The following is a 25,244-nucleotide window of genomic DNA, read 5'->3' on the forward strand; positions in this document are numbered from 1 at the left end:
GCGTATGATTCATAATGGGGGCGTAGCCCATGAGTACCACGGATAAGGTGAAGCTGGCCGGGCGCTTCAGGCTGCTGGCCCCCCTGGGCGAAGGGGGGATGGCCGAGGTCTGGCGGGCCGCCGACGAGCGCATGGATCGCCTGGTGGCGGTCAAGATTCTGCATGCCTACCTGCCCCCCAGCGAGCGTAACCGCTTCTTCCGCGAGGTGAAGGCCCTCTCCAAGCTCTCCCACCCCGGGGTGGTGCAGGTCTTCGATATCGGCGAAGAGGAGGGCCGCACCTATTTTGTGATGGAGCTGGTGGAGGGTGGCAGCTACGACCGGCTGGGCCCTTTTGAGGACGGGGTGGAGGGCCTGCGTCTCCTGACCGCCTCGGCGCGGGTGCTCGAGGCCCTGGAGCACCTGCACCAGCGGGGCGTAATCCACCGCGACCTGACCCCCCGCAACATCCTGGTCACGCCCGAGGGCCAGCCCAAGGTGATGGACTTTGGCCTGGCCTATCTGATGCAGGAAAGCCGCCACTTCACCCGCACCGGCATCACCGTGGGCACCCCGGAGTACATGGCCCCCGAGCAGGCCAAGGGCCTGGCCCTCACCCCCCAGGCCGACCTTTACAGCTTTGGCGCGGTGCTTTACCGCACCTTCACCGGCAACCCCTTGTTCGAGGGGGAAAACGACCAGTCGGTGCTTTACCAGCACGTCTACGAGCCGCCCAGGCCCCCCCACAGCCTGAACCCGGCCATCCCGGCGGAGGTCTCCGAGCTGATTCAGTCGCTGCTGCAAAAAACCCCCGGCGAGCGCCCGGCCAGCGCGGCCACGGCCCACGCGGTGCTGGAGGAAACCCTGCGGCGCTACCGCGAGAGCCTCTCGGCCACCCCGCGGGCGGGGGCCAGCCGCAGCGGGCACTACCCCACCGGCCCTGCGCGGCCCGAGAAGCTCGAGCTGCGCGGCATCCACGACCTCTCGGGCGAGGTGGCCTGGCCCGGTGAGCTGGTGGCCCGCGAGGGCAACCTGTGGGTGGGGGCTGGACAGGGCATCGCCCGGCTCGACCTAACCGACGGCTCGGTCTACCGCCAGCGCCTGGGCGACGAGGTCTCGGCCCCGCCGGTGGTGACCGACGAGCGGGTCTATGTGGCGGCCTGGGATGGCCGCCTGACCGGGATGTCGCTCTCCGGGAGGCCCATCCTGAGCTTCCCCACCCGCGCCGAGATAACGGCGGCCCCGCTGGTGGGCGACCTCATCTACCTGGCCGGGCGCGACGGCTTTTTATACGCCCTGGACGCCAGCGGCACCCTGCGCTGGGGCTTCCAGGCCGGGAGCGAGCTTTCGGCCTCGCCCACGCTTTACCGGGGGCTTTTGTTCGTGGCCAGCGAGGGCGGCTGGCTTTTTGCCCTTGACCCCCAGAGCGGGCACCTGCGCTACAAGGTGGAGGCCGGGGCCGTGCACACCGCCATGCCGGCTCGAGGCGGCCTGCTTTTTATCCCCACCTGGGCGGGCGAGATCCACGCCTTCGACCCCCTGACCCGCGAGGTGCAGTGGAGCTTCGACCTCGAAGGCGAACTCTGGGGTACGCCCGCTCTGGACGATCAGCACGTCTACACCGCTAGTTGGGCGGGCAAACTCTATGCCCTCGACCAGAAAACCGGCGACGAGGTGTGGGCGCTCGAGGTCGGCAAGGTCACCGCGGCGCCCTCCCTTGCCCACGGGGTGCTGTACCTGGGTACCGAGGAAGGCCGGGTGCTGGGGGTGGACACCAAGGCCGGGCGCTTGGTCTTCGAGGCCACCGGCCTGGGCCCCATCCAGGTGCCCCCGCTGCCCTACCGGGGGGCGCTTTACGTGGCGACGCTAGCGGGGAAGCTGTACCGGTTTGCTTGAAAGCAGTTAGGATGGGCGCATGTTGGCCCGGCTTTTGGTGCGTAACTACAAGAGCTTGGGGAAGGTTGACCTCGAGCTTGATAAACTGGCCGTTTTTGTGGGCCCCAACGGCTCGGGTAAAAGCAACCTGCTGGATGCCTTGCGCTTCGTTTCGGATGCCCTGAGCCTCAACCTGGACTATGCGCTGCGAGAACGAGGGGGCATCAACGAGGTACGCCGGCGCTCGAGCGGTCGCCCCAACAATTTTCGGATTGAATTGCATCTAACCCTCGAGCGCTGGTCTGCTAAATATGCTTTTGACATCGAAGCTGTACGCGGCAACGATTACCAGGTTGCTCGGGAAGAGTGCCGGGTGTCTTCACTACAGACCGCCCTCTCGCCTGAGCGATATTTTCTGCTGGAGCGCGGCGAGTTGAAAGAGTCCAACCCTCGCTTGAGCGCGGCCAGCAACCGCCAAGACCTGTACTTGAGGGCTGTTTCGGCAGAAAAGGGTTTCGACGAAGTATTCGGTTATCTCACCCGAATCGCCGTCTACAACCCTAACCCTGCGGCTATTCGCAACCTGCAAGACCCCGATGCCTACCCCATCCTGCGCCGGGATGGTAGCAACCTTCCCAGCGTCCTGCGCCAGATGCGGGACACATCCCGACGTCTAGAGCGAGTGCAGGAGTTTCTCTCAAAGATTGTTCCGGGTGTCACAAAGGTTGAGCCGGTGATCTTGGGTCACAAGGAAACCCTCTTTTTTTTTCAGCGGATGGATAACAAGAACGACTGGCGCTTTTACGCCAGCTCGATGTCGGATGGAACTTTGCGGGCGCTGGCCGTCTTGGTAGCAGCCTTTCAGACCGCCGTCACGGTAGCGGGGGTTGAAGAGCCCGAGGTGGCCCTGCATCCCGGCAGTGCTTTTGTGCTTGCGGATGCCCTCATCGAAGCCAGTGAGAGCCGCCAGATTTTGTTGACGACCCATAGTCCCGACTTGCTTGACCACGAGGGCTTATCTCCCGATGCCCTCTTTATGGTGGGTATGCAGCGGGGAACGAGTCAGGTTCGGCCCATACCAGAGGAACAAAAACAGGTTATCCGGGATAACCTGTTTACCGCAGGGGAGCTTTTGCGCCAGCGGCAACTGGAGCTGCCCGCAGTCCAAGACGCACTGCTATGAAACTTGCGCCCATTGTAGAGGGACATGGAGAGGTGGAGGCCTTACCTACCCTAATCAGAGGCCTTTTCCCTTCGCTTCAAGTTCTGCGACCGCTCAGGGTTCAACGAAACCGTTTCTTGAATAACTCGGAAGAACGGATGCGTTTTCTTACACTTGCCCAAAACAATTTAGGCCAGCAGGGGGCCATCCTGGTGCTGCTGGACGCTGACGAAGACTGTCCTGCAGAACTTGCACCTCGCCTTATGTCCCAGCTTGGGCTGGTTACACGCCTCAACTGTCATCTGGTGCTGGCCAAATGCGAGTTTGAGACCTGGTTTCTGGCCGGCGCGGATGCTTTGCGGTTGGGACAGGTTCCAAAGGATGTTGAAGCGATTCAAGGGGCCAAAGAAGAGATAAGGCGGCGTATGGGGGGGTACTATTCGCAGACCGTAGACCAACCCAAGTTGGCAGCCAGAATGGCTGCGGAATGTGACCCGCATCTTTTGCGTGAAAGGTCACCTTCATTCGACAAGCTTTGGCGGGAGCTAGAGAAGATTGCCAATGCCTGATGTGCGCCTAACCGACGAACAACAGGCCATCGTGGCCCACAACGAAGGGCCGGCGCTGGTGTTTGCGGTGGCCGGGGCCGGCAAGACCACCGCACTGGTGCACCGCCTCGAGCGCCTGGTGCGCGAGCGGGTCTTCGAGCCGCGTAAGATTTTGGCCACCTCCTTTAGCCGCCTGGCGGTGGACGATCTCAAGCGGGCGCTTGCGCGCTGGCCTCACACCCAGGGCATCCAGGTCTCCACCCTGCACGCCCTGGGCTACCGCATCGTGCGCAAGGCGGCCTCGGAGGGGCTTTTAAAGCTGGCCGAGGCCCGTGACGAGGCCTCCGAACAGGCCCTGTTGCAGCGCACCCTGCGACGGGCCCGCGAGTTGAAGCTCGAGTGGGTGTCCGAGCTGGAGAACCTCGAGGCCGAAGACTTTCTGAGCTACGTGGGGGCCTGCAAGGGCAACCTGCAGTACGCCGACCTGGAAGGGGCCGGGCTGCCCCCAACGGCCCTGCAAGTGGCTTCGCAGGCCCAGGCGCCCAAGGAACTCGAGTGGTACCTGGAGCTGTACAAACTGATGGAGCAGGTGCGCCGGGAGGAGGGCCTGCTCACCTTCGACGACATGCTCATGACCGGCTGGGAGGTGCTGGTGCGCCATCCGGGCATTCTGCAGACCGTGCAAAAGGCCTTTCAGGCGGTGCTGGTGGACGAGTTCCAGGACGTCAACCTGGCCCAGTCGGAGATGCTCGACCTGATCACCCAGCCCCACCGGAACTACATGGGAGTGGGCGACGACGACCAGACCATCTACGAGTGGCGGGGAGCCAGCCCGCGCTTCATCCTCGAGTTCGCCCAGCGCTATGGGGCCAAAAAATACCTCATCCGCGACACCTTCCGCTGCCCCGCGCCGCAGGTGGCGCTGGCCGGGCGGGTGATCGCCCACAACCGGCAGCGCGAACCCAAGCGCCTGAGCCTGACCAGGGGCTTTGAGGGCCGGGTGCACCTCCGCCTAGAACCCCACACGCCCGCCCAGGCCCAGAGCCTGGTGAGCGATATCGCGGGCCTGCTGGCCCAGGGCCGCAAGCTTGGCGAGATGGTGGTGCTGGTGCGGCTTTATGCCCAGACCCCCTACATCGAGCAGTACCTGATCGAGCGGCAGATTCCCTACCGGGTGGTGGGCAGCACGCCCTTCTACCAGCGGCCAGAGATTCAGGTGCTGCTGGCCTACCTGCAACTGGCCCTGAACCCCACAAAACGCCTCTGGTTGCAGATTTACAACACCCCCAAGCGCTACCTGAGCCGGGCCCTGGCCGATGCCGTCTGGCGGCGGGTGGAGCGGGGGGCTTCGCTGGTGGCGGCGCTGCGGGCCGAGCTGGCCGGGGCCGAGGAGTGGGTGGCCAAGCGCTTGCGCGAGCTGGCCGAGCTTTTTGAGTGGCTGGGCGGGGCTATGGCGCAGGGCTCGGCCCATGCGGTGCTGGAGGCGCTTGAGGCCCGTCTGGACTACCGCCGCCACCTAATGCGCTCCACGGGTTTCTACGAGGTGGGAGCAGGCAAGGCCGAGGGGGTGCGGGCCTTCCTCGAGTACACCCGCGATAAAGGCAGCGTGCTCGAGCTCTTGCAGCACCTCGAGCGGCTGGCCCAGGAGCACCTGGGCGACGAGCCCGCGCCGGACACCCGCGAACGCCTGAGCCTGATGACCATCTTCCGGGCCAAGGGGCTGGAATGGCCCCTGGTCTTCATCCCCGACTGCAACGAGGGCACCCTGCCCTACAGCGGTTCGGAAAACCTCGAGGAGGAGCGCCGCCTGTTCTACGTGGCCTTGACCCGCAGCTCGCAGCATACCTTTCTTTATGCCCTGTCCAGCCTTCCACTCTCGCCCTTCTTGCAGGAGGCCGAACACCAGCAGGTGCTGGAGGCCGTGGGGCGGGTGGGGGAGGCCCTCGCGATGAAGGCCGAGGAGCTCTCCACTGCCCAGACCCTGGCCCTGGCCCAGGGCGCCCATAAGCTGGGCCTCGAGCGCTTCTTGCATCGCTGGTGGAATGCCGAGCAGGCCCAGTCCATCGCCGCCAAGGTGCTGCGCCTGTTTGCCTACGCCGAGCGTAAAAACTGGACGGAAGCACTCGATCTCTCAGCCGAAGCCAGAGGGGTGTGGGAAGCCTTCGACGCGGAGATGGGAAAGGGGGTAGAAGGAGAGTTTGCCGACCTCGAGCGGTTCATCTTCAAGCCTATCCCTGCCGGTAAGCCTGTGCTCAAAGCGGGACAAAAAGTCCGACATACCCAGTTTGGCATGGGGTTGGTGGTCGGCCTGGACGATGGCGTGGCCACGGTAGCCTTCGCCGATGGGGTGCGTAAACTGGCCCTCCGCTATGCCCGGCTGGAGGTGGTGGGATGAGGCCGGGGTGGGCTTCAGCTTGATTTCAGCCTGCGGGGATAGCTTACAAAATAAGAGCGCAGAACCCTAATCGTTTCATAAGGGTGCAAGCGACTGGTTTTCTTTCCAGGCAGTTCCAGCCATGATAGTAGAAATGAAACCTCTTCTACAAAAGCTTTTTCTTTTCTTGTGCGTGGGCTGGGCCTGGGCCCACGGCGGACACTACCTGCCGGCTACCGGGCCGGGGGCGACCGATTTTAAGCCTGCCCGGGCGTTTCCGTCGGTTGAGCTTCGCACACACGAGAACAAGGCCTTGGTCTTTCCGCCCAAAGGCCCGGCGGTGGTGCTCTTTGGCTACACCCAGTGCCCGGATGCCTGCCCCCTGACGCTGGGTCGTCTGCTCCCCGCCTACGAGGCCCTGGGCTCCCCTGCAAACCTGCACTTGATGCTGCTCAGTGTGGATGAGCGCGATACCCCCCAGACGCTGCAAAAATACCTGCGGGGTTTTTCGCCCGTTCAGGGGCTTACCGGCAAGCCCGAAGCCATTCGCCAGATTGCCGAAGCGGCCAAGGTCGAGTACAACCTAGCGCCTGGCGGACGACTGGTTTTTCACACCGATGCCATGGCCCTCCTAGACGCCGAGGGTCGTTTGGTGCGGATGTTGTACGGGGTGAGCCGCCTTTCTACCGCTAAACTGAAGGATGAAGTATCCAGACTGCTGAGGTAGCCATGTCGAGATTTTCCCTTTTGATGCTGATTTTTTTGGCTTTGGGTTCGCTGGGGGCCGGGCCCACACAGCCCCCCACCTACCACGGCGAGGTGGCCGAGATTCTGCAAGCCAATTGCGTGGGCTGTCACACCGAAGGTGGCATTGCCCCTTTTCCCCTGGACGACGCCCGCTGGGCTCGGAACATGGCGGCGGCCATTGCCGATTCGGTCAAGCAGGGCCGGATGCCCCCGTGGCCCCCCGGTGAGGGCACACCGCCCCTAAAAGATGAGCGTAAGCTCTCTGCAAGCGCTAAAGCAGCCCTCGTTGCCTGGGCCGAGGCGGGCGCACCGCTGGGTGACCCCCGACCGATGGTAGCCAAAGCCGTGACGCCCGCGCCCCAGCCCGATCTAGTAGCCAGTCTTAACCCACCTTACACACCCGACGACGCGATGCTGGACGATTACCGCTGCTTTTTGATGCCAGCTACCTTCAATAGCGACACCTACATGACCGGCTACAAAATCATTCCTGGCGACAAACGCAGCGTACACCACGTGATCTTGTTTCTGGTTGGCCCCGACATGGTTGAGGCTGCCGAGGCCAAAGACCGGGCCGAGGCAGGCCCGGGTTGGAAATGCTTTGGTGGACCGGGGCTCAGCAGCAACCCCCGCAGCATAGGCGGCATTTTGGGGTTCTGGGTGCCAGGTGGGGGTGCGACCCTGCTGCCCGAGGGCACGGGGCGGCTTCTGCGGGCAGGTAGCCGGGTGGTGATGCAGGTGCACTACAACACCGCCTCCGGTGCCAACCCCGACGCCACCCAGATGGCTTTGTACCTGGCCCCCAAAGGCGTTCAGCTCAAGCGTCTGGTGGGCATGACCCTGGCCGCTCCGGTGGAGCTCCAGTGCCCCCCCGGTATGACCGGTGAGCCGTGTACCCGCGAATACGCTCGAGCCAGAACCGAGCTGGGCTTTATCGCCGACTGGATTCACCTGCTGTGCAACACCTCCATCGAGGGCTACGCCCAGCGCAATGTGGGGGATGGTAGCCGGCAAACCACCTCCTGCGACTGGACCGCTTCCAGTGCGATGGAGGTGTACGGCGTAACGGCCCACATGCACCTGCGGGGGGTGGAGTTCAAGGTCGAGGTGAACGCAGGGACTGCGGGCGCGAAAACACTTTTCTACATCCCACAGTGGAATTTCCAGTGGCAAGGGGAGTACTGGTATCAGACCCCCATCCGCTTGCGGCAGGGCGACCGGGTGCGGGTAACCTGCGTTTATGACAACAAATCGGCCATTCCCGGCCCTGGCGGCGAGCCGCTCCAGCCCCGCTACATGACCTGGGGGGAGGGTACCACCGACGAGATGTGCCTGGGCTCGCTCTTTGGGGTGCGGGAGTAGGGGAGCAGCTTTGGGCCGCTGGGCGTTCTTGCTGTTGGTACTGGCTGGGGCTTCTGGCTTGGCCCAGTCCAATGATCCGGCCGCACTGGATCGCTGCCAGGCCGTTTTCCAGTCGCTGCGCCCCCAGTTTGCCTACGCCGAGCGGGCCGCACCCCAGCGCTTCTTTTTGCGGGTGGTATTGGGGTTGGATGGTCTGCCAGTAACCCGCATTACGGTGAACATTGATCTGACTCCGGTTCCGCTGGGCCTGGAAGATATTGCGGTGGTAGCGCTCGAGCGTCCGCTTCAGGATGCCTTGCGCCTGCGCAACCAACTGGCCCGCCGCTTTGAGGGTGTGTTGCAAAACATCAACCTGGGCAACTGGTACGTGGTGGAGCCCAGAGGTTATCGCTGTTTTCTAACCTTCCAGGGCCGGGTGGTGGGGGTGTTGGTGCTGGGGAGGGATCTCGAGCCCCTCTCTGACCCCCGCTGGTTGGCGGCCTACCAGCGTTCGCCGGTACGTTTTCCGGCAATAGAACCGGTGATTCGCTCGCCCTAACTTGCCAGTTCACCAGGCGAGATGGTCATGGCCTGTCTAGTCAGAAATACCCGCGCGCCCTCATCCTGCTGCCCTTGGCCGAAGCTTGTTCGCAGCCGGGTTGCCGGAGAAGGGTTGGTCGGTGAAAGCGTCTCCCGTTGGTTGGGGTAGTTCTTCACCATTTGGTAACGAAATACCCGAATCTGGTATTAGACTGGCTTTGTGAAGCTGGTGGTAGGGCCGCCCGCCTCGAGTAAGACCACCCGCTTGCTCGAGCTGGCCCAAACCTACTTTGCAGAGCGCAAGCGGGTCTGGTGGGTTTGCCTGCCCGCGCAAAAAGCCTACGTCTACCGCCGGGCTACCCAAAAAGGTGCAGTGCTGGGGCTCGATGTGCTCTCCTCGCAGCAGCTCTACTACCGCTTGCTGGCGGCCAGCTATGGCCTGAAGCCCATCCTGACCGGGCCGGGCCGGGTGGCGCTGGTGGGGGAGGCCCTCCAGGAGCCTAATGGCCCGCTGCCCAAGCCCGGCGAGGCCCGTCTGTTCGCTCGAGCCATTGCCGAGGCCAAGCGCAACGGGGTCAGGCCCGAGGAGATTCCCGCCTTGGGCTCCGAAACCCGGCGCTTACAGCAGGTCTATACCCGCTACGAAGAACTCAAACAAATCTGGGGTCGCTGGGACTACGACGACTTTCGCTCGTGGGCGCTGGAACTGCTGGAGACCGGCCAGGCCCAGATTGAGGCCGACTTGGTGATAGTGGATGGCTTCCGCGAATTGAGCGCATTGGAGTTGCGGCTGTTGCAGGCTTTGTTCCGCTATATTCCGGTCTGGATCAGCTTACCCGAAGCCCCGCCCGGCTTCATGCCCGACGAGGTTCTACCGCACCGCCCCATCCACACCCAGACCTACCGCGCCCAGAACCCGGTCAGCGAAGCCCGCTGGGTGCTGCGCTCGATCAAGCGCGACCTGGCCTTGGGCATGAAGACCCTGGATATTGCGGTGGTTGCGCCGGAGTCGCGGATTCCCGCGCTGCTCACCCTGGCCGATGAATACAACCTGCCCCTGATAGACTACCTACCCCGCACCGCCGCCGACACCCCCGAGGGGCGGCTTTTGCTCGAGCTCCTCGAGCTGCCCGACTACCCCACCCCCAGCCGCCTGCTGGCTGTTCCGGATCTGGCCCCGCTGGGCCGGGCCGCTTTAGAACGAAGCCTGGTCGGGTTAGAAGCCACCACAAGGCTGGCCCAGGAGTTGGGCCTGCATGAGGTTTGGGCCTCGTGGCTGTCGCGCTTGAAGCCTCCCGGCGAAGAAGGCTCCTCGTTCGCGCACCACCCAGAATCTGGAGCCTTGCACCCTTCGCTAGCTTGGGCCAGTGAGCTGCTGGACTCCTTGCCCGAAGTGCGCCACAGCCCGCGCCGAGCCACCCTGATGGAGCGGGCCCGCGAAGCCCACCGCATTGCCTCTGGGCCGGATTTTCGCCACTGGTGGGCCGCTCTGTTGGCCGAGACCTACGAGCCGCAACGTCCACCTGGCGGCGTAGCCCTGCTTACGCCTACGCTAGCCTCGGGGCAGCGCTGGAAAAAGCTCTATCTGATCTATGCAGTGGAAGGGGCCTATAGTACCGGTGAGCGAGAGGATTATTTCGTTCCCGAGGAATTGCGGGTGGCATTAGAAGAAGCGATGCGGCTGGTTCAAACTGGGGCGGGGGGCCTGCTCCCCAGGCGTTTTTTGGGACGGGATCGCCTGCTCCTGGAAGAACTCAAAACCCGTGCCGATGAAGTGATAATCACCTACCCCGAGGCCAGCCAAGAGGGGCCCTTGGAGCCCGAACCGGCCCTGGTTTCGCAGCACAAACCACCTTACCTGCCCCAACTGCCCCCGGCCAGCGTGCGGGAGATGGCCCGCTCCGAAGGCTACAAAGCCTCCCTTAGTCGGGTTAATTTGGGCAAGGCCCGCGTGGAAGACCTGCGGCGCTATAGCGAGTGCGGTCTGCAGTACTGGGCCTTGCAGTTTGACCACAAACACACCGAGCGAGAATGGTGGTGGCAGTGGGTGCGCGAATTACGCAAGGCCGAGAAATTGGTTCCGGCTCGGCTTCAGACCCTCTCCCTTCAATTCCCCCAGGCCGAGGGCTGGATGTTCCACCACCAGACCACCCTGGGTGAACTAAATCTGGGCTTCAAGCTGGAAGGTCAGAGCCTGGAAGTGCAGCTCGACGCAGTGCTGCGCAAAGGAGCCGAGGCTCACATCTACCGCTTTGTGGCGCCCGATACCCACCCCGAAGACGCCAATCAGCAGGTGCGCAACCGCTGGAGCGAGCGCTGGGCCGCGGCCTATCTGCTTTCGGCTTTTGCCGGACGCATCCAAAAAGTCTATCTTTGGGCTTGGCCGGTGCTGGGCGACCCGCTGCTAGTGTACGGCAAGCCCATCGAACGGCTCTGGGGGGCGCTGGAAAACCTTCTAACCAAAGCGCAGGAGACCTACGCCCAGTACAAAACCGGGGTGGTGGAACCCAACCCCGGTTTCCGTTGCCGTAGCTGTAGTGTGCGGGATGCCTGCCGCGAGGCGCAGTACGGCTAATTCAGAAGCGGAAGGACAGCGAAAAACTGAGCGGCGTAGCCAGGCGGGGGGTGGCATAGGCCTCGTCTGGGGGCAGTAAAAACAGCGAGATTTCCGGCGCGGCCACAAAGCGCCCCAGGCTGAGGCTGACCCCGATGCCAAAGCCGGGGTTCAGGCGCAGCCCACTGCACTGCAAGGGGGCGTTGTTGGTGCTCTGGCACTGCACGTAGCTGTATAGGCGGGGCCCGATGTACCCCTGGCCGGTCTCGAGGGCAATCGGCCAGTAATACCCTGCATCCAACCCTACGCCACCGCCATTTAGTGTCGAGGCCACGGAGCCCATGCCATCGTAGCGGTAGGCGATATAGGTTTCCCAGGTTACGCTCAAAGCAACAGCTAGACCGTCTTCTATGTACGAACCCCGGGCAAAGGCCGAGGTCCCAGTACGCGGGGGCAGCAACAGGTCGGCCCCCAAGGGCCCAACCGTGTACTGGAACCCGAAGCCCTCCGGCCCGCTGCGCAAGCCCAGCGCGGCTGTTCCATCGGTGGACTGAACCCGAGCAGCCAGCGGGGCCGACAAAAAGGGTGCAAAACTGTTGCTGTAGCCGATGGCTCCCGGCGGTGCCACGTTGGAGGGCGCACAGGCCGAGAATAGAGGCGCCAATGCCGCGAACAGAATGGGATGGGTTTTCGTACCCCCAGATTCTAAGTGAGGTTTTTTTACCCACAGGTTCTGATGCCCGTGGTGGACTGCCTTGCTGTGCGGCCTCGAGCTCAGCGCAGCACCGCGCGTTGGTTCAAGTAGGCCTCGAGGTGCTCCTGGAAGGCCTTCATCAACTGCTGGCTGTAAGGCCCTACCACGCCGCTGGCCACCTTTTTATCCTCGATCTGGGTGATGGGCATGACCTGCCGGGTGGCCCCAGTCAGCAGCACCTCGTCGGCGGAGTAGAGTTCGGCCAGGGTGATGGGCCGCTCCTGGACGGGCAGGATCGAGCGGGCCACCGCCAGCAGGTGCTTGCGGGTAATGCCCGGCAGCACGCCCGCCTGGGCGGTGATCAGGGTGCCCTGCTGGATGATCAGCAGGCTGCTGCGCCCGCCCTCGTACACGGTTTCGCCATCGTGGTAGATCACCTCGGTGGCCCCCTCCGCCCGCACCCGTTTGGCGAGTTTCACCGCGACCAGGTAGTCGGTGGTTTTGGCCTCGGGTAGCTCGCGCAGGTTCTGATGCAGGATGACCTTGCCCCCCTGCTGGTAGAGGTGGGCTGGGGGTGGGGTGACCGTCATGGGCGTGATAATCAGGTTGGGCTGGCCGGGGGAAAAGGCATCGGGGGAGTAACCCCCGGTGAGCAGCATCTGGATACCGGCCTCCCGCAGGTTGTTGAGCTCAATAAGCTCCCGAATCAGGCCCTCGAGCTTTTCCCGTCCAAAGGGCGGGGTAAGCTCCAGCAGCCGGGCCGAGCACTCGAAGCGCTCGAGGTGATCCTCCAGAAACACCGGAACACCCCGCAAAATGCGGAAAAACTCGAATACCGCATACCCCCGCCGCAGGCCCAGGTCGGAGATGTGCAGGCTGGCCTTGTCGTGTTCGACGATGGTTCCGTTGATGCTGGCGTATTTCACAAAAACCCTCTATCGCTCGATATTCTAGCAAAGTCTGATATACTATCTGTCGGTAGGAGTGCACTGGCCACTAAGCAGATTAAAGCCGGAAAGAGCCCCAAGTCTGCCCGTGTAACCAGGGGTGGTCGTGCAGGCACAGAACAGATTCTTGATATGACATTGGCTGAGGCCCAGAATTCCGCGCGTGCAATCGTCAAGAAGCATTCGAAGATTATTCATGCCCTCTCCAAACTCTAAAGAAAAGTACTGGTATCGCTACCGTGGTCACCAATACCCGACGATTGCCTACGTCGAGATCCTCCAAGACGCTGTGATCAAAGAGGCTGGGGGATTGCCCGGTATCAAGGATCAGGGGCTGCTCGATCGTGCGATGCATGCGCCTGTGCGCGCTGTAGGTGGCGAAGATCTCTACCCGACTATCTTCGCAAAAGTAGCAGCCCTGGGGTATTTCATTGCCAGAAACCATCCTTTCGCTGACGGGAACAAGCGAACCTCCTTCGCGGTGATGGCCGATGTACTGGAAAAGAACGGTTACTATCTTCAGTGGGAAGTATCCACGGCGACGCTCATAATGCCCTTGCTGGCCGCTGATCATCTTGAGGTTTCCGGTTTACGCTTCGCTCTGCTCCACGGTTGCGACCTGGATACCGCTGACGATAGCCTTTAGATGTGAAAGTCCGCGTTGCCTCCGCCGGAACCGGCAAGACCGCCAGCTTGGTCTTGCGCTACCTCGAGCTCATCGCTTCCGGTACGCCGCTGCGCCGCATCGCGGGCGTCACCTTCACCCGCAAGGCTGCTGACGAGCTACGGGTACGGGTGGGCTGGGCCATCGAGGAAGTCCTGACCTCCGGGAAACATCTAGACTTCGTGGCTTCGCCGGACTCAACCGAAGCCTTCGCCGAGGCCATGCGCGAACTCCCGGGCGCTACCATCAGCACCATCCACGGTTTTATGGGTCAGTGTTTGCGGCTGGCCGCCCCGATGCTCTCTCTCGACCCCGACTTTTCCATATTGGGTGATTGGGAGGCACAGGTTTTGTTTGAGGAGGAGTGGAACACCCTGCGCTACTTGGCCACCGACCCAGCCCATTTGCTGTACGGCCTTGCCTCCGACGAACTGACCGAACCCCTCCTGCAGTTGTTTTCCAAGCGCTCTTTGGCTGAGGTGTTCGAGCCTGCCGAAGGGGAAACCAACCGACATCTTTTGCAGATCTACCAGGCGGTGTACGCCGCCTACGAGGCCCGTTTGGGGGCCAACCTGCTCTCGCCCTCGGAGCTGGAACGCAAGGCCTTGGAGCTCACCCGGCATCCTCGCGCTCTGGAACGTGTCCTCGAGCGGGTGCAGGTCTTGCTGGTGGACGAGTACCAGGATGTGAACCCCCTGCAAGGAGCCTTTTTTGCCGCCCTCGAGCGGGTTGGTTTGCCCATCGAGATCGTGGGTGACCCCAAGCAGTCCATCTACGCCTTTCGCAACGCCGATGTGGCAGTCTTTCGCAAGGCTATGCGAGAAGGCCAGCTTCAACCCCCCTTGGCCCGCACCTACCGGCACAGCCAGACCCTGGTGCGTTTTCTGGGCCGCCTGACCGACACCCTGGCCCAAAATGGGCTGGGGTTTGGCCCCGATGAAGCCCCCCAAGTGCAAGGGGTGCGGCCCGAGCGCGGGCGGCTGGAAATTCACTGGATAGATGGCGAAGCCACACTCGACGATCTGCGAACCCAGGAGGCCTGGGTGCTGGCCCAGCGGCTCCAGGCCTTGTCGGACAAAACTAGTTACTCCGAAATGGCGGTGCTGGTGCGCTCCTACGGCAGCGTACGCTTTTTGGAGGAAGCCTTTACCCAGGCCCAGATTCCCTATGTGTTGTTGCAAGGGCGCGGCTACTACGAGCGGCAGGAGGTGCGCGATCTATATCATGCCCTAAGAGCGGCCCTCGACCCTCGAGGGCTATCGCTAGCAGCCTGGCTCCGCAGCCCTTTTGGGCAGCTCGTTGCCGATGGGGCTTCGCTGCGACCGATGGAGTTGGACCAGATCGAAAGCATCCTGCGCTCGGAAAACCCGGCCCAGACCCTGGCCCTGCACTTTCCGGTGGTCTACCGGCGGCTGCAAAAAATTCAGGCCCAACTGCGGGTCGCGGCTCCGTTGGAGACCCTGAAGTTCCTGATCCGCGAGCCGATGATTGAAGGCCGGGCCTACCACGATTTTCTGGAAACCCGCCCACGGGAAAACGTGGATGCCCTGCTGTTTTACTTTGCCCCGCGCCCACCGCAGAGCCTCGAGAGCTTGCTCGAGCGGCTCGAGTTGCTCTCACGCCAGGCTGATGCGGGCGATGTTCCGCAATCGGGCGAGGGGGTGCAAATCCTGACCATCCACCGCGCCAAAGGGCTGGAATGGCCCCTGGTAGCGGTATTCGACCTGGGGCGGAAGAACGTGCATCAAGCCCAGCCGCTGTATCTGGGGCAAGGGATGGGAGAGGAGGGAAAAGGGGAAGGGGCTGACGAGGGTCGCCTGAGGCAGTGGGTGGCACTTCCGGACACGCCGCAGTTCGAAAACTTCAAACAGCGCCAGGCGATGCTGGAAGAAGAGGAGAGTTATCGCCTGCTATATGTCGCAGCTTCGCGGGCTAGAGACACCCTGATCTTGAGTGGGAGTGTGCGCCAGGGCAGGCCCGAAGGCTGGGCAGCGGTGCTGGCCCGTATGGGACTGGGGCCAGAAAGCCCGCCATTTGACCGAAGCGATTTCCTGCACAAAACCTGGCGCTACCAGCCAGTACAGCCGGTGCATATCCGGGGTGGTGTGGAACCCCCCCTGGCCTCACCCTGGATCGAAACCCGATTCGACCCCGAGCCGTTCCCACCGCTCTTTTCGCCCTCGGCCTTAAAGCGCCAAGAGGCCGAACCCCTGCCCCTACCCGACCCCGAAGAAGGGGAAGAAATTCCGGGCCGGGCCCGGGCCATCGGGACGCTGGTGCACTATGCCATCGGGCAGAACTGGCAGGCGGGCAACCCAGAGCACCTTACCAACCTCGAGGCCCAGGAGGTCATGTTTCCCTTCGACCCAGACGAGCGTGCAGGCATCATGGCCGAGGTGAAAGAGCTGCTGCAAAGCTACCAGGAACTCCTGGGCCATCTCCTCCCCTGGCCCCGCGACGAGGACTATCCCGAGTTTGCCATGGCCATTCCCATTGGCTCTACGGTCTGGCAGGGGGTGATTGACCGCTTGTACCGGGTGGGAGAGCAGTGGTATTTAGAAGACTACAAGACCGACCTCGAGGTCAGGCCCGAACGCTACCACTTTCAACTGGGGGTTTACCTCGCCGCTATTCGCCAGGCCTGGAAGATCGAGCCGGAGGTTCGGCTGGTGTATTTGCGTTTCCGCAAGGTGATGAGGCTGGACAAGGCTGTCCTGGAAGCAGCCCTGGCCGAAATCTCCTCCAAAGAGGAAAGCTCTGCATAAAGCGGCGGTTTTTACCCGTTGCAAATGGGCCTGGGGGGCAGTTTTTTGCTGTAGCTGACCGTGAGCCGGCAGGCCAGGTCGGCGTAGATGGCCCGGATGGCCTCGCCCTCGAGGTCCAGCAGCCAGCGCCGGATGGCCTGTGGCGTGTTGGCCAAGAGCCACTTTTTAGCCTCATCAGCTTGGCCCGTAATCAGTCCACGGCCATAATAGCCCAGCGCAGCGCTGCGGGCGTTGATCTCGTCTTTTTGAAGCAAGGCATCCTGCAGGGCCTCGCGGTAGTACGACAGCGTGCGAAAACCCAGGGTGGGGAAGCGGGCGGTGGCGTCCACGTAGCGCACCCCGTCCCAGGCCAAAATATAGGTCAGGCGCGGATAAACCTCCCTGGGCAGGCCGCCAAAATCGGCAAATACATCGGTACCCACAATAATCTCGGGCCGCTGGTCGTTGTCTACGTCGCGCACCTCCAGCACCCCCGCCGTGCGTCCGCGGTAGATGAGCAGGTTGCGAAAGCCTTGCTCCTGGGTAAAGAAATAGGCTGTGGTGTGGGATCCCGAAACCTCGTTGATCCAGAGTTCGGTGGGTGCCTGACCGGTGAGTTCAATCTGCTTGACCTCGAAGCGTCCACCTTTAATCTCTACTTGGGTGCGATCTGAACGAATAATTCGCAGTAAACCGGGCTCTTGCCGTATGGTGTACTGACCCCAGGCGATGGGAGTATTAGAAGTGGATTGGGCCAGGGCAAAGCTGGATAAAACCAGTGCTGTAGCCAAAATTTGCACTCTCATATTGCAACGCTACCAGAGCCTTGCATGAGAGTGCGTGGGGGTTTGCTCTAGGAAAATTTACTGTTGCTGCTGAAGCTGCTTCTCGCCTTGCCAGGGCTCAATCACCACCCGGGTCTCGACAGGGGCATTGAGGGTGGCCGAGACCGAGCAGTACTTGGTGTGGGACAGTTCCACCGCGCGCTCGAGGGCTTCCTGGGTGACATTCGGTCCTGTGCCGTAGTGCGTTACCACGATGTGGGTATAGCGCTTGGGGTGTTCTTCGGCCCGCTCGCCCACGGCCTCTACCCGGTAGCTGGTCAGGGGCTGGCGCTTTTTCTCCATAATGTCCACCACGTCGTAAGCCGTACAACCGGCCAGCGCGGCCAGCAAGAGCTCCATGGGGCGCATACCGGTCGCGGGCTGGTCGCCGTCTACCATCACCTTGTCGCCCTGCTCGTTGATGCCTACGAACCGGTGTCCTCCCAAGCGATGCAGTACCACTTTTTTCGTCGCCATAAACCTCCTAGGGGCGGTTTCTTTTTGCTGCGAGCGCAGACCGCCGCTTCGACATCTGCCCACTTGACCGGGCGTGGGCGCTCGAGAGAGCCACCCTATTTCGGATAATATGCCAATCCTACGGGCAAAATGACCCGACTGCTTCACATTTTGTCGTAGCATCGAAAGCAAAGTGAACCGCAGTTTTCGCCTGTTCTCCATTGGCCCGCGCATTCGCAAGCAAGGGGCGCGCCTGGTGGCCACCTCTGCGCTCAGGTTGCAAATACTAAGCCTGGGCGCCTTTAGGCGCGAGGTGGTGGTGGAGCCGCGTAAAGGCTGGCTGATGGTCCACGACCGGCAGTTCTGGTTTTTAGAGCGTACCCGCCTGGTTCCTTTTGAGCAGGTGGAGGCCGTAACGTATGGCTTCGAGGACTGGACACTTGGGGGTTGGTTTTTCTGGGCTCGAGATACCCGCGAGCTTTTTCGGGTTGGGCTGCGTTTGCGAACCGGCAAAGAATTCGATTTGTTCAGATTTTATGGTGAAGGCCGCTTCGTCAACGAGAGCTATTTCCCCGACTGGTGGTTTTGGGAAGATTTTCTCACCGATTTGAGCGGCACGCAAGAGCAAGAGTCGCGGGTGTTGGTGGAACTTTTGAGCAAAATGATAGGGGTCGGAGTGGATCGTCCGAGGTTTTGATGCAGCAATGAGGGAGATTTTTTGGCTGAATGTAAGCCTAAAGACAGGCGTTTTGGGGCTGGCGCAGATAATTGAGCCATGCAGACGCTGGAGGGAAAAGTTTTTATTTTGACCGGCGGGGGTGGCGCTATTGCTGGAGCGATTGCCAAGTCCTTTACCCAGGCCGGAGCCAAATTAGCCTTGGTAGACGCGCACGAGGGAACCATCCATCAGCGGGCGCAGGAACTAGGTGGGCGGGCTTTTGTGGCCAATCTGACCCACTATCCCGATGCCGAGATGCTGATTCGGCAGGTGAAGGCGCAGATGGGGCGGGTGGATGGCCTGGTTCACACGGTGGGTGGTTTTGCCTATGCGCCCATCAAGGATGCCGACCCCAGCCTCTACGACCGGATGTTCGACCTTAACATGCGCACCCTGTTTTACATTTCCCGGGCCATCATTCCCGAGCTACTCGGCCAAAAAGATGGCTTTATTGCGGGAATTTCAGCGGCAGCGGCCTGGCATGGGGCGGGGCCGGGGGTGGCCCTGTATGCCGCTGCCAAGGCCGCCGTGGCCACCTACCTGCGCTCGCTGGATGCCGAGCTGGCCGGTACCGCCATACGGGTAGCCATCGTGTATCCGATGGGGGCTGTGGATACCCCGGCCAACCGCAAAGAGATGCCCGAGGCCGACCCCATGGCCTGGGTAGACCCCGCCGAGATCGGCGAGAGCTTGGTGTATGCGGCCAGCCGCAGCCCCAGGGGCCGGGTGATGGAGTTGCAGATTTTCCCGCCCCGTTGAGCACAACTTGCGACAGTGTAGATAATTTGTATTGCCGTTAGCCCAGGTGTAACCCCCAGTTACTGTGCGAATTGGCTTGTCGCTTCTCACCCTTTTGCCTTAGGGTGGAGCCTATGGACGTTACCGCGTATGTGCAGGCCGTAGGGTATCTGGGTATTTTTGCCACAGTATTTGTGGAAACTGGCCTGCTGGTGGGGTTTTTCCTGCCCGGCGACTCCTTGCTGATAGCGGTGGGGCTGTTGGCAGCCGCTAAAAAACTCCAGTTGCCCATTGCTCTGCTGGCGCTGTTTTTGGGCTCGGTGCTGGGTAACAACCTGGGCTATTTGCTAGGCCGCAAGATTGGGCCTGCTTTGCTGACCAGGGCCAGGGTAAAGAACGAAGATTTAGAGCGCACCCGGCGCTTTATGGCCCGCTTTGGCCCTCTATCGCTGCTGATTGGCCCCTATGTGCCGGTGTTCAGGGCGGTGGTGCCGTTTATGTGCGGTACGGTCAAGATGCCCTGGCCGCGTTTTTTCGTGCTGAGCCTGCTGGGCAGCCTGCTCTGGACGCAGGGCCTGACCCTGCTGGCCTACTACGTGGGCTCGAAAATCCCGCACCTCGAGCGCTACGTCTACCTGATTCTGCTGGCCGGGGTGGGTTTTGGCGTGGCCCTGGCGGCCTGGCGGGCCTACCGTGCGGGCCATCTGCGCTGGCCTGGCCGTAGAACGGGGTAGCTTAGGTGTGGGCCTCCACCAGCTCGACCAGTACCCCACCCGACCATTTGGGATGAATAAAAGCCACCAAGTGGCCCCCAAAACCGGGGCGGGGGGAGGTGTCAATTAGCGGCGTGCCTTCCGCGGCCAGGCGCTCTAGCTCAGCCCGAATGTTTGGGGTGGCGAGGGCGATGTGGTGCAGGCCCGGCCCGCGCTTCTCGATGAACCGGGCGATGGCCGAGTCGGGGCGGGTGGCCTGGAGGAGCTCGAGCCGGCTTCCCCCGCTCCTGAGCATCCAGACCTCGACCCCCTGGCTTTCCACGCTGCCCTGGGCCTCGAGCGCATACCCCAGGCCCAGGTAGGGCTGGGCGGCCTCCTGTAAATCCTGTACCGCGATGCCGATATGGTGAATCTCCATACCGCCAAACTACCCTAAGCACTGCCGATTAGCACAGGGGCTACTCCACCGGGATAAAAGCCAGGCTGGTGATGCGCTCCTGGAAGCTGCCCAGCGAGGAGGAGCGAACCCCCGCGCTGGTGAGGGCGCTGGCGATGTTCACGGTCAGGTCTATGACCAAAAGCGTGGGGGTGTCCAGGTCGGCCAGGTAGAGAAACTGGTCAATTCCCACGGTGGCGGTGCTGTAGCGGCGTGTGCGCAAAAGCCCGGTCTCGGTCTCGCGGGGCAGTTGGAAACTGCCCTCGAAGCGGGCCAGGCCGGTGCCCAGCACGAAGACCGGCGGAGCCCCTCGAGCAAACGAGCGGGCGGCGATGTTGCTGTTCTGGCTGAGCCCCACCTCCCCGCTGGCGCTCAGGTTCCAGGCGGCCAGGGTGGTGTCGGTGCTGGTGGGGTCGTTGTCGTCGAAGAGCCCCAGGGCCTGACCGTTCACAAAAATCAGATCGGTGGGGGTGGAGCTGCTCAGGCTCAAAGGCAAAGGCCGTTCGATGAAAGGGTTGACGAAATCGTACTGCCCGAACTGGTTGGGGGTCAGGTAGAGCAGTTGGTCGTTGGAGCCCAGGGCCAGCCGGGCGGGGGTGCTCAGGCGCACCAGGTTAGGATTCAAAAAGTCAATGGGGGTGGGGAGGGCCGTGGCTGTAAAGGGAATGATCCAGGCCCGGTACTCCTCGATGGGGCGCGGGGGGGTGGTGGGGGCGGGTGGACAGACCAGCAGGAGGTTGTTCTGCCCCTGGCGCAGATAGCCCTGGCTACAGTCCACGTTCAGGGCCTGGTCAAAGCCGTCGAGCTGGGGGGTGCCCACATCGTCCACCGTGAGGTTGTTGGCAACGTAGCGGCGCAGGCGGTCGGGGGTGAGCACCCAGAGCTGGTCGTTGCCCACCCCCAGGCTGCGGCGGTAGAGCAGGGTGACGATGGGCGCGTCCAGGCTCCAGCTCCCGACCAAGCGGGGGGTATCGGTGCTACCGGGTTGCAGTGTGGTGCTCTGAAAAAAGCGAATCTGGTAGGTATTGCTGCTGGGGTTGTTGATGGCCGCGGCCAGCAAGGCGCGGGTGGGTTCCTCGCTGCTACCGGTGCAGGCCGGGAGGCTGAGCAGCAGGCTTAGACTGAGGGTTTGGATTACTCGCTTCATCTAAGGCCCTCCAGGGCTGGGGAGTTTGAGGCCGCCGGGCAGGACGATGCTGTTCTGGTTGAACAGGAACTCGGCGGCCTCGCCCCCCAGGGCAAAGGAAAACTTGAACTCCTGCTTGAGCATATCGAGGCTGGCCCGGAAGGCCCAGCAGCAGCGGTCAATAATCAGGTCGAAGCGGGGGCGCAGGATGGTGCCCTCGAGGTTGGGCAAAAAAAACTCCCTGGGGTTCGTCCCGCCGCTCTCGGGGGCGTTCCAGACGATGCGGTAGAACAGGCGGGTTTTTTCCTGGCCTATAAAGCTTATGGTGGGGCCAAACTCGCGTAGGGTCACGCGGAAGCGCCCGCTGTTGTCCGAGAGGCGCTCGAGGCCCACAAACCCCTGCAGCGACAGGCCGGGCGGGTCTTCCGGGCGCAGCGGTGCGGGGAGGAGCTCCAGCTCGCCGGTAAAGCGCAAAAAGCGCAGGAAGGCCTGGGTGTCGTCCTCGAGGGTGAGGGGGTTTTCGCTTTCGGGGAAGTGAAATTCCGCCGAGACCTCGTTGATGAAGATATCGGGTTCGCGCACGGCCGCCCGCACCGCCAGGCGGGGGTTGCGCAGCAGCCCCTCGCGGTAGTTCCACAGCAGGTCGGCCTGCAAAAGGTCGGCGCTGTACTGGTAGCCCAGCCGGAAGCGGGTCTCGCTGCCAGGGCTGAAGCCGATGGTCTGGGCGAACACAAAGGTATGCAGGCTCAGGGTAAGCTGGGCCAGCCCGTCCAGCAGGGCCGGGGTGGGGACGGGGTTGGGGTTGGTGAGGGAGGGCAAGGGTGTGTAGAGGTGGGTCAGGCTCTGGCGCAAGCGGAAGGTGTTGGGGGCTTCCTGCACAACCAGATTCAGCTCGGTGCGGATGGCCTGCCCGTTGTTCAGGTCGCGGCTGTGGGTGAGCGCGGTGGTGTTGCCGGGGGGGTTGTAGCTGGCGGAAAGCTCGAGGGGGTCGTAGCGGGCGATCAGGGGAATTTGATCCAGGGGCCGGGTTTCCTTTTCCTGCACATCCCAGTAGCGGTAGGCGGTGCGCAGCGAAAAGTTGAAGGGCAGGGGGTTGTAGGCTGCGCTCAGGGTGAGCAGGCGGTCGAGGCCCAGCTCGATGTTGCGCTCGTGGTTCAAATTGAGACTAAAGGGGGTGGGTGCCACGCTGAGGGCGGTGCGTAGAATGCTCCAGCGGCCCAGCTCGAGGTCGCGGCTCACGCTGGTGGTAAGGTTTAGCCAGGGGAAGGGGCGCGAGGTGATAGCAAACTCGGCGGGCGGGTCGAAGATGCGACGCTCGAGGTCGCGGCTGGCCCGAGCGGTGAAGGAAAAAAGGGGGTCGGGGTTGAAGCTGAAGGAGCCCTCGAGGCGGCTGTTGCGCTGGGGCCGCTCGAAGTCGAACTGGAAAGGGGTCTCGCCCTCCACCACGTTGCGGCTCACGCTCAGGTTCACGCTAAAAGCCCCCAGGGTCTGGCCCACACTGGCACGGGTATCCCAGCGGATGAGCCGCTCGAACTCGGTGGGGTTGCCCTGGGGGTCAAAGTTCTGGGTACTGTAGTAGCGCCCGATAAAGGTGTTCTCGATGCTAAAGCTCAAGCCCGGCCAGGGGGGGGTGGCAGGCCGGTAGCTGCTGCGGTGCTCCACCCAGAGCCGGCCCGCCCCAATGTAGGGCCCCAGCCGCCGGGCGCTGCGGTTGAGGGGGTTGGAGGGGGCTTCGTAGTAGCCCAGCAAAACCCGCCCGTTCAGGCGAAACTCGCCCTCGAGGCCGCGCGGAAAAGTAATCTCGGCCTCGGGTAGGCGTTTGGGGGTGGTGCGCTCGTTGGGCAGGGCCAGGGGGTTGTGATCTATGTAGCCGTCCAGGGTCAGGCGGTAGAGGGGCTCGGGGTTGCTGGGGGTGGCCCGGGTGGCCCCCTCGAGCAGAAAGGTGGTGTAGTCGGGCTGGCCCCCCGCCCCCTGTAAAAAGCGCGGCTCGGCCTGCGAGCTGTCATCGCGCACGACCTGCCCCTCCAACCGCCAATCGGGCTCCTCGTGCTTGTAACTCAAGCGGTACTTGAAAATCCCGTCCTTGCGTGGGTCGCTGTCGGGCAGCACCAGCCCAGCCGGCGGGGGCAGGTACAGAAACTGGTAGCGCTCCTGGGCCGCCCCTACGCCAAAGTGGTCGAAGCCAAACCCCCAGCCCCGCCGCTCGAAATAGCGCAGCAGGGTAAAGCCGATGCCAAAGTCGGAAACGTAGGGCAGGTCGGCACTCACAAACACCCCGTCGCTGTCGCTCTGGCCGAACTCGAGCTTGGGCCGCCGCTCGTTCAAAAATAGCAGCAACACCGGCAGGTACAAAGTGCGTTCCCCGCGCAGCAAGACCCACACCCCCCGGGCGATGATCCGGTCGCCCGGATAAAGCACCACCTCGCGGGCCTGGAAGGCGTAGTCGGCCTCCTCCTGCTCACAGCGCTGGCAGGGGGTCAGGTAGCCCTCCTGCAGCAGAATCTGCCCGGCGGCCCGCTGGCAGATGGGGCCACTCAGAAAAAACTCGCCCGACTCGATCTTCACCTCCAGGGCCTCGAAGCTCTCGTCGTCGGTGAAAAGCTCGAGTTCCTCGGCCTCGATGAGCTGCCCTTGCTTATCCTGATAGCGCACCCCCCCCATCAGCAATAGGCGCTTTCGGGTGCGGTTAAAAATGACCCTCGGAGCCTCGATACGCTCGCCGTCCCGATCCATCTTGACTGGATTGCCCACCAGAATCACCAACTCCTCGCCCGCCTCGTTGCGCAGCTCCAAACGCTCGGCCTCGAGGATCTTCAGCCTTTTGCCGCCGGTTTGGGGTGCTTCGGTTTCCTGGGCAAAGGCGGCTGCGAAAAACACCAAGAGTAAGAGCAGAAAAGGGAGAAGGGGAGAGGGGGGGCGTGGGCGCAGCCAGGTTAGATTCCTGTTGCGAGACCCTGCGGGGCTGCGCCGGTTGCTGAGCGCGCCGTGTAGCCTAAGCCCCGCCGCCCGCATACTCACCTCTTCCCCAGTCGCAACAGGGCCAATCCAGCCAGCGCATAAAGCAAGTTAGGCCCCCAGGCTGCCAGGATGGGGTGCAGCACCCCCTGCTCACCCATGATGCGGCCCACGCTCCAGGTGGCGTAGTAGACAAAGGTCAACACCACCACGCCCAGCATGCCCAGGCTGCGGCTACCGCCCAGCAGGAAGAAGGCCAGCCCCACCGCAAAAATAGCGAACGAATACACCGCCGCGGGCTCGGCCCATTTGCGGTGCAGGGCGGTGAGTTCGGCGTGGTAGGGCAGTCCCTGGGTGCGGTACTGGGCGATGCGCTGGCGCAACTCGGCTACCGTGAGGCTAAAAAGACCCCCGGGCGGCTCCAAGGACAACTCGACCAGCGGGACGGTAGCCCGCTCGAAACGTGCGACTGTACGCGGTCGGGCCCCGCCATGTGTGACCCGTAGCCCTGCGGAGAGCACCAGCGAACCCTGCTCGAAGCGGCCCGTTTCAGCTACCAGTATCTCCTCCGCGGTGATGACCCGTACCTTACCGATGCCGGTATCGCTGACCTCGCCCACATATACGATGCGCCCATAAGCGTCCACCAGCCGGGTGCCGGGCTGGAGCAAGGCCCGGGGTTTTTGCAGAACCGCCTGACGCAAAACATTCTGCCCCTGCTGTAAACTGCGCGGCACCAAATTATCGGCGGCCACCAGACACACCACAAACAAAAAAGTACCCAGCAGTAAAAGTGGAAACAGCACGCGCAGCTTGGAAACCCCCCCCGCCAACATGGCCTTGAGTTCGGACTCCTCGCCCATGCGCGAGAGCACCAGCAAGAGCGCAAACAAGAAAGCCAGCGGCATTCCCCGCACCAGCGCCTCGGGCACCCGGTAGGCCAGGTACTGGCTTACCACCCAGGGATCGGCCCCCCTGGCCAAGAGCGGGGCCAGCACCTCGTACAAAGCGCCGCCCAGCAAGGCCAGTACCACCACCGCCAGCGCCCCCAGCACATAAGCGCCCACCTCCTTGGTTAGGTAGCGGTCGAGGGCGTTCATGGCTGCCTCC

21 protein-coding genes are annotated in these 25,244 nt (G+C 62.7%); 13 read left to right on the top strand and 8 right to left on the bottom strand.

Annotated features, from left to right (window positions below):
* The first annotated feature begins 29 nt into the window (after positions 1–29).
* From WKI89_RS08265 to WKI89_RS08300, 8 genes are all read left to right on the top strand, one after another.
* Positions 30–1,874 (top strand): serine/threonine-protein kinase, encoded by a 1,845-nt coding sequence (locus tag WKI89_RS08265; protein ID WP_337868704.1) that lies wholly within the window; start codon positions 30–32, stop codon positions 1,872–1,874.
* 19 nt (positions 1,875–1,893) lie between these two features.
* Positions 1,894–3,036 (top strand): AAA family ATPase, encoded by a 1,143-nt coding sequence (locus tag WKI89_RS08270; RefSeq protein ID WP_337868705.1) that lies wholly within the window; start codon positions 1,894–1,896, stop codon positions 3,034–3,036.
* The gene (locus WKI89_RS08275; protein WP_337868706.1) at positions 3,033–3,584 is read left to right on the top strand and encodes a DUF4276 family protein; all 552 of its coding nucleotides are present in this window, start codon (positions 3,033–3,035) and stop codon (positions 3,582–3,584) included. Before WKI89_RS08270 ends, WKI89_RS08275 begins: the two co-directional genes overlap by 4 nt.
* Entirely contained in the window at positions 3,577–5,958 is a 2,382-nt protein-coding gene (locus WKI89_RS08280; RefSeq protein WP_337868707.1) for an ATP-dependent helicase, read from the top strand. Before WKI89_RS08275 ends, WKI89_RS08280 begins: the two co-directional genes overlap by 8 nt.
* Positions 5,959–6,091: 133 nt before the next feature.
* The gene (locus WKI89_RS08285; RefSeq protein WP_337868708.1) at positions 6,092–6,664 is read left to right on the top strand and encodes an SCO family protein; all 573 of its coding nucleotides are present in this window, start codon (positions 6,092–6,094) and stop codon (positions 6,662–6,664) included.
* Between the two features lie 2 nt (positions 6,665–6,666).
* Positions 6,667–8,046, top strand: coding sequence for a c-type cytochrome (locus WKI89_RS08290; protein ID WP_337868709.1), 1,380 nt, complete (start codon positions 6,667–6,669; stop codon positions 8,044–8,046).
* A 10-nt stretch (positions 8,047–8,056) separates the two neighbouring features.
* Positions 8,057–8,584, top strand: coding sequence for a hypothetical protein (locus WKI89_RS08295; protein WP_337868710.1), 528 nt, complete (start codon positions 8,057–8,059; stop codon positions 8,582–8,584).
* A gap of 201 nt (positions 8,585–8,785) precedes the next feature.
* Positions 8,786–11,140 (top strand): ATP-dependent nuclease subunit B, encoded by a 2,355-nt coding sequence (locus tag WKI89_RS08300; protein WP_337868711.1) that lies wholly within the window; start codon positions 8,786–8,788, stop codon positions 11,138–11,140.
* Position 11,141: 1 nt separating this feature from the next.
* Here the strand turns inward: WKI89_RS08300 and WKI89_RS08305 are convergent, their stop codons facing one another.
* A complete protein-coding gene (locus WKI89_RS08305) occupies positions 11,142–11,783 on the bottom strand; it encodes a hypothetical protein (protein WP_337868712.1) in 642 nt (213 codons plus the stop codon).
* Positions 11,784–11,893: 110 nt separating this feature from the next.
* A complete protein-coding gene (locus tag WKI89_RS08310) occupies positions 11,894–12,739 on the bottom strand; it encodes an aminotransferase class IV (protein WP_337868713.1) in 846 nt (281 codons plus the stop codon).
* A 217-nt stretch (positions 12,740–12,956) separates the two neighbouring features.
* Here WKI89_RS08310 and WKI89_RS08315 point away from each other — a divergent pair, with 217 nt between their 5' ends.
* Together WKI89_RS08315 and WKI89_RS08320 are read left to right on the top strand one after the other, a co-directional pair.
* The gene (locus WKI89_RS08315) at positions 12,957–13,406 is read left to right on the top strand and encodes a type II toxin-antitoxin system death-on-curing family toxin (protein ID WP_337868714.1); all 450 of its coding nucleotides are present in this window, start codon (positions 12,957–12,959) and stop codon (positions 13,404–13,406) included.
* 2 nt (positions 13,407–13,408) lie between these two features.
* Positions 13,409–16,189: a UvrD-helicase domain-containing protein gene (locus WKI89_RS08320; protein ID WP_337868715.1), complete on the top strand. Its 2,781-nt coding sequence runs from the start codon at positions 13,409–13,411 to the stop codon at positions 16,187–16,189.
* Positions 16,190–16,200: 11 nt separating this feature from the next.
* Here the strand turns inward: WKI89_RS08320 and WKI89_RS08325 are convergent, their stop codons facing one another.
* Positions 16,201–16,974: a hypothetical protein gene (locus WKI89_RS08325; RefSeq protein ID WP_337868716.1), complete on the bottom strand. Its 774-nt coding sequence runs from the start codon at positions 16,972–16,974 to the stop codon at positions 16,201–16,203.
* A 57-nt stretch (positions 16,975–17,031) separates the two neighbouring features.
* Entirely contained in the window at positions 17,032–17,469 is a 438-nt protein-coding gene (locus WKI89_RS08330) for an OsmC family protein (RefSeq protein WP_337868717.1), read from the bottom strand.
* A 172-nt stretch (positions 17,470–17,641) separates the two neighbouring features.
* On the opposite strand from WKI89_RS08330, the gene WKI89_RS08335 reads away from it, so the two are divergent.
* The 3 genes from WKI89_RS08335 (at position 17,642) to WKI89_RS08345 (ending at position 19,638) form a co-directional block, all read left to right on the top strand.
* Entirely contained in the window at positions 17,642–18,145 is a 504-nt protein-coding gene (locus WKI89_RS08335) for a hypothetical protein (RefSeq protein WP_337868718.1), read from the top strand.
* A 78-nt stretch (positions 18,146–18,223) separates the two neighbouring features.
* Positions 18,224–18,925: an SDR family NAD(P)-dependent oxidoreductase gene (locus WKI89_RS08340; protein WP_337868719.1), complete on the top strand. Its 702-nt coding sequence runs from the start codon at positions 18,224–18,226 to the stop codon at positions 18,923–18,925.
* Positions 18,926–19,038: 113 nt separating this feature from the next.
* Positions 19,039–19,638 carry a DedA family protein gene (locus tag WKI89_RS08345; RefSeq protein WP_337868720.1) on the top strand — a complete coding sequence of 200 codons (600 nt, stop codon included), beginning with the start codon at positions 19,039–19,041 and terminating at the stop codon, positions 19,636–19,638.
* A gap of 1 nt (position 19,639) precedes the next feature.
* Here WKI89_RS08345 and mce read toward each other — a convergent pair whose 3' ends face one another.
* From mce to WKI89_RS08365, 4 genes are all read right to left on the bottom strand, one after another.
* Positions 19,640–20,035, bottom strand: a complete 396-nt coding sequence (gene mce / locus WKI89_RS08350) for a methylmalonyl-CoA epimerase (RefSeq protein WP_337868721.1) — start codon at positions 20,033–20,035, stop codon at positions 19,640–19,642.
* A 40-nt stretch (positions 20,036–20,075) separates the two neighbouring features.
* The gene (locus WKI89_RS08355) at positions 20,076–21,200 is read right to left on the bottom strand and encodes a hypothetical protein (protein ID WP_337868722.1); all 1,125 of its coding nucleotides are present in this window, start codon (positions 21,198–21,200) and stop codon (positions 20,076–20,078) included.
* Positions 21,201–24,056, bottom strand: coding sequence for an LPS-assembly protein LptD (locus WKI89_RS08360; RefSeq protein ID WP_337868788.1), 2,856 nt, complete (start codon positions 24,054–24,056; stop codon positions 21,201–21,203).
* A gap of 137 nt (positions 24,057–24,193) precedes the next feature.
* The gene (locus WKI89_RS08365) at positions 24,194–25,234 is read right to left on the bottom strand and encodes an LptF/LptG family permease (RefSeq protein ID WP_337868723.1); all 1,041 of its coding nucleotides are present in this window, start codon (positions 25,232–25,234) and stop codon (positions 24,194–24,196) included.
* Positions 25,235–25,244: the final 10 nt, after the last annotated feature.

This window comes from Meiothermus sp. (genome assembly GCF_037443965.1).
Classification (GTDB): domain Bacteria; phylum Deinococcota; class Deinococci; order Deinococcales; family Thermaceae; genus Meiothermus.